General features: G+C 69.4%; 4 protein-coding genes. 1 reads left to right on the plus strand and 3 read right to left on the minus strand.

Going from position 1 to position 5228, the window contains the following annotated elements; translation table 11 throughout:
- The 3 genes from VNS22_RS07105 to VNS22_RS07115 all read right to left on the minus strand — a co-directional run.
- Positions 1-906, minus strand: a 906-nt coding sequence (locus tag VNS22_RS07105; RefSeq protein WP_325731010.1) for an SMP-30/gluconolactonase/LRE family protein, incomplete at its 3' end; no start/stop codon positions are given.
- 309 nt (positions 907-1215) lie between these two features.
- Positions 1216-1668, minus strand: a complete 453-nt coding sequence (locus VNS22_RS07110; protein ID WP_325731012.1) for a DUF3280 domain-containing protein — start codon at positions 1666-1668, stop codon at positions 1216-1218.
- A gap of 209 nt (positions 1669-1877) precedes the next feature.
- Positions 1878-3674, minus strand: a complete 1797-nt coding sequence (locus VNS22_RS07115) for an ABC-F family ATP-binding cassette domain-containing protein (protein WP_325731014.1) — start codon at positions 3672-3674, stop codon at positions 1878-1880.
- A gap of 96 nt (positions 3675-3770) precedes the next feature.
- On the opposite strand from VNS22_RS07115, the gene VNS22_RS07120 reads away from it, so the two are divergent.
- The coding region (locus VNS22_RS07120; protein ID WP_325731016.1) for an AMP nucleosidase at positions 3771-5228 on the plus strand (1458 nt) is incomplete at its 3' end.

Below are 5228 nucleotides of genomic sequence, written 5' to 3' on the forward strand. Positions count from 1 at the left end.
CCAGACCTCGTTCCGGTCCGCCTCGGTCACGTAGAGCTGGCCGCCATGGTAGGCCAGCCCGGTGGGCGTCCGGCCGGCCCCAGGCGGAAGCGCGATGGATCCGACCGGGAGCTGGTCGGCGTCGAGGACCAGCACCTCGCCGGCCCCCGCATGGGCGACATAGAGATGGCCTTCGACATCGAACGCCATGCCATCGGCCGTGGGCTTGCCCTGGAGCTGGACCACCACCGAGCTGATCAGCGGCGCCTCCGGCCCCGACTGGAGGCGGATCGAGACGATCCGCTTGGCGCTGCTCTCGGACACCAGGAGCGACCGCCCGTTGCCATCCAGCGCCAGCCCGCTCGGAAAGGCCAGCCCGCCCGCCAGCCGCCGGACCTTCTTCACCGGCTCCGGCGACACGTGAAAGACGGCGCCGGTCGGGGACAGCAGCGACGACCGCACCCGGCCAGTGCCCGCGTCGGTGAAGTAGAGCCCGCCCAGCGCGTCGAACACCAGGTCGTACGGCCCGGCGAAGCCTTCGCCCCGAAACTCGGTGGCATAGTCGCTGATCACACCTGTGGCAGGATCGAGCACGAAGATGCCCCGGGCCAGGTCGGCGCCGAACAGCCGGCCATCCCGGTGGAACTTCAAGGCAGCGGGCACGCCGCCCGTGTTCGCCACCGCCGTGCACCGGCCATCCGGCGTCACCTTGTGGATGTCGCCGGTCCGCGCACTCACCATCCAGAGATTGCCCGCGCCGTCGAAGGCAGGCCCCTTGAGCTGGGCACCGCACCGGGTGAAGCGCTCGACCCGGCAATCGCCGCAGATCCCGGCCATCGGGCCGGTGGCCGGCCCATCCGGCAGCGCCACTGCGGGACCTGCTGCCGCAGACAGCACGACCGCCGCCAAGGTGGGCCACTTCCGCATGTCGGGCCTCCAACCTGGATGTCCGGATCCGGTGGGCAACGATGCGGCGACACGAACAAAGACGTCTCACTACCGACATCAGCGGCAGGGCAGCACTGACCCAATACTAGCCACGATTGCATCCAGCAGAAAAAGCATCACCAATCACGACCTAGGGCCAGCATCTTTCGTGGCGCAGCATCATTGCTCACTTCCCCGAGTGTGATCAGGCGTTGCGCAATAGATATATGTGCATTGTGTCTGACTCGAAGCAAGATGATTTTCATTGCTCTGCCAGACAGTATTTCCGGCACTTGTTGTCCGGCCGCATCAGCCGCCCGGGAAAGGCGACGACCGCGAGACATGGCCCGGGTCCTCCTTCAGGAGGACGTTCTGGACGAGATAGCGGATGCCGCGCTGCCAGGCCTCGTCGGTATCGCCGCGCAGCGAGACCGCGCCCTCGCGGATCACCTGCCCGGCCGCGACATCGACGAGCCAGACATGCATGGAGGCGATCAGCGTCGACATCTTGTGCACGACCGTGACCGCGGCGACCTCCGCACCGGCGTCGCGGGCCAAGCCCTGCCAGCAGCCGTCACAGAGATGGAGCGGTCCCGCCGCCAGCATGCGGTCGCGCACCGGCGCCAGGTCGACCACCCGGAACCTGCCTGAATCCTCGAGGAGCTGGTCCAGTTCCGCGGTCGCATCGTCGATCCGCCCGGAACGACCGGCCCCGGCCGGCTCACCGCTGGTGTCGGCGAACTCGACCGGGAAGACCGCCACCGGCTGCGGCCCGGCCGCCGCCGATGCCAGGGCGAGGGGCCAACACTGCACGGCTGCGGCGACGGCGAGAAGCAGAAGGCGGGCAGGGGTCGTCTTGGCCAGGATCTCCCTCCCTCGACGGGGACCGCTCGGACCGCCCCATCTTAGCGTGATACCACCCGTCGGCCAGTCCGCTGTTCGCCGCCCCCCGGATGCGGCGTGAACGGGCCTCAGAGCCCCGCCGCTTCCTTCATCGTCTCCAGCTCCAGCCAGCGCTCCTCCATCGCCGCCAGTTCGGCGCGCTTGGCTTCGACGCTGGCGTTCACCTTGGCGAACCCATCCGGGTCCTTCAGGTAGAAGTCCGCCTGGCCCAGCTTCTCCTCGAGCCTGGCGATCTCGGCCGCGGCCGCCTCCATCTTGCCCGGCAGCCGCTCCAGCTCGCGCAGGAGCCTGGTCTCCATCGGCCGCTTCGGCCGCTCCGACTTGGGCTTCTCCGGGGCGGCCCTGCTCGCCGCCGCCGGCTCCTGTGCGGTCCGTTGCACCAGCCAGTCGGAATAGCCGCCGGCATATTCCTGCACCGTGCCGTCCGGCTCGAACACGATCGTGCTGGTCGCCACCCGGTCCAGGAAGTCGCGGTCGTGGCTGACCACCAGCACGGTGCCCTCGTAGCCGTCCAGCGTCTCCTGGAGCAGGTCGAGCGTGTCCATGTCCAGGTCGTTGGTCGGCTCATCCAGCACCAGCAGGTTGGAAGGGGCCGCCAGGATCTTGGCGAGCAGCAGCCGGTTGCGCTCGCCGCCCGAGAGCACCCGGATCGGCGTGCGCGCCTGCTCCTCCTCGAACAGGAACGAGCGCAGATAGCCCACCACGTGCTGCCAGCGGCCAAGCACGTTCACCTGGTCGCCGCCTTCCGGACAGAGCGTGGTCCAAGGCGTGGCCTCGGGGTCGAGCTGCGCCCTGGTCTGGTCGAACCGCGCCAGCGTCAGGTTGGTGCCGAGCCTGACCTCGCCGCTGTCCGGCTCCAGCTCCCCGGTCAGCATCCGCAGCAGCGTGGTCTTGCCCACCCCGTTCGGCCCAATCAGCCCGATCCGGTCGCCTTTCAGGATCCGGGTCGAGAAGTCCTGGACGATCGCCCGCTCGCCGAAGCGCTTGCTGATCGCCTTGGCCTCGATCACCAGCGTGCCCGAGGCCTGGCCGGCATCCATGCGCAGGTCGACGCTGCCGGTCTTCCCGACCCAGGACCGCTTCTGCTGGCGCAGGTCCTGCAGCCGCCGCAGCCGCCCCATGTTGCGCTTGCGCCTGGCGGTCACGCCGCGGTGCAGCCAGTGCTCCTCCGCCTCGATCCGCTTCTGCAGCCGGTAGAGATTGGCCTCCTCCTCGGCCAGCACCTGCTCCGACCAGTTCTCGAAATCGGCAAAGCCGCGGTCGTGGACCCGGATCTTCGCCCGGTCCAGCCACCAGGTGACCGCCGACACGTTGGCCAGCAGGCGCCGGTCATGGCTGATGATCACCAGCGCGCCCGGAAACGACGCCAGCTCGGCCTCCAGCCACTCGATCGACGCGATGTCCAGATGGTTGGTCGGCTCGTCCAGGAGCAGCACGTCCGGCTCCACCACCAGGGCCGCCGCCAGCGAGATCCGCCGGGCCTCGCCGCCCGAGAGCGGGGCGGTGGGCCGCTCCGGGTCCATGCCCAGCCGGCCCAGCACCGCCTCGGCCATCACCTTGCGCAAGGGCGGGTCCACGCTCTCGGGCAGGGCCGCCGCGACGAAGGACAGCGCCGTCGGATGTGCGCCGAAGTCCGGCTCCTGCGGCAAATAGCTCACCACCGTGCGCGGCTGGAGGAAGCGCTCGCCCGAATCCAGCTCGGCCATGCCGGCCAGCACCTTCAGGAGCGTCGACTTGCCGGCGCCGTTGCGGCCGATCAGGCAGACCCGCTCGCCCTTGGCGAGCGAGACGTCGAGCTGGTCGAACAGGCGCTTGCGGCCGAGGCCGAGCGAGGCGGTGCGCAGTGCCAGGAGCGGAGGGGCCATGGATCTCGTTGCGGAGCTTGAGCCGGCAGATGCGGCGGGATCGACCGGGCCGTGCTAAGTGAGACCGCAGCGACAGGCAAGGACAGCAGGCAGCTCATGGCGATCGATCTGGCGGAACTGTTCGGCGGCTACGGCGTCCGCCACGCCAGCGTGTTTCATGATCCGGACGAGGCGGTGGCCCGGATCGAGGCGATCTACCACCAGTCCCGCCAGACGCTGCACGACGCGCTGCAGGCCTATGGCCAGGGCGTGGAGCCCGGGCCCATCGATGCCTGCTACCCGTTCGTCGGCATCGTGGTCGAGGCCCACCACCTGGCATTGGACGGCAGGCTCGCCTACGGCGTGCTCCACGAGCCCGGCGTCTACGGCACCACGCTGACCCGCCCCGACTTCTTCCGCGACTACTACCGCAACCAGCTGGCGATCCTGATGGACAACCACCAGCAGCCGGTGGTGGTGGGGGTGAGCGACCGGCCGATCCCGCTGCCCTTCGTGACCGAGGACATCCCGCCCGATCTGGACGAGGTCCAGCGCCGCCGCCTCCAGCACGTCTTCCCGATGCCCGACCTGTCGCGCACCGACGACTCGATCGCCAACGGCACCGCACTGCGGACGAAGGACCAGCCGGGCCCGCTGGCCCTGTTCACCGCCGAGCGGGTCGACTACAGCCTGGCGCGGATCGCCCATTATACCGGCACCTCGCCCGGCTGGGTGCAGCGCTTCATCCTGCTCACCAACTATCAGCGCTATGTCGAGCACTTCGTCACCTGGGGCCGCAAGCAGATCCTGGACGGCGACGAGTACGACTTCCTGGTCGAGCCCGGCAACGTCGTCACCCCCAACCCGCGCCTGACCGACCGGGAGGCGTCCGGCACCGCTCCGGCGCATCTGCCGCAGATGCCGGCCTACCACCTGACCAGGCCCGACGGCCGCGGCATCACGCTGGTCAATATCGGGGTCGGCCCCAGCAATGCCCGCACCATCACCGACCATCTGGCGGTGCTGCGCCCGCATTGCTGGCTGATGCTCGGCCACTGCGCCGGACTGCGCCGCTCCCAGCAGCTGGGCGACTATGTCCTGGCGCACGGCTATGTCCGCGACGACCACGTGCTGGACGACGAGGTCCCGCCGTTCGTGCCGATCCCGCCGATCGCCGAGGTCCAGGTGGCGCTCCAGCAGGCGGTCGCCAACGTCACCGGCCTCTCGGGCCTGGACCAGAAGACCCGGATGCGCACCGGCACGGTCGCCAGCACCGACAACCGCAACTGGGAATTGCGCTACGACGAGTTCTTCGAGCGCCTGTCCCAGTCGCGCACCATCGCGGTCGACATGGAGAGCGCCACCATCGCCACCAACGGCTTCCGCTTCCGCGTGCCCTACGGCACGCTGCTCTGCGTCTCCGACAAGCCGCTGCACGGCGAGATCAAGCTGCGCGGCTCCGCCGACCAGTTCTACCGCCAGCGGGTCGAGCAGCATCTGCTGGTCGGGCTGGAAGCGATCCGGCTCCTGCGCGAGCAGGGCCCCGACCGGCTCCATTCGCGCAAGCTGCGCAGC

Origin of the sequence: Geminicoccus sp., assembly GCF_035556675.1 — a bacterium.
Taxonomy (GTDB): domain Bacteria; phylum Pseudomonadota; class Alphaproteobacteria; order Geminicoccales; family Geminicoccaceae; genus Geminicoccus.

What these genes read in the sequence shown, in the direction of transcription:
- VNS22_RS07115 (WP_325731014.1), bottom strand. Translation starts at nt 3,674, where the DNA reads ATGGCCCCTCCGCTCCTGGCACTGCGCACCGCCTCGCTCGGCCTCGGC.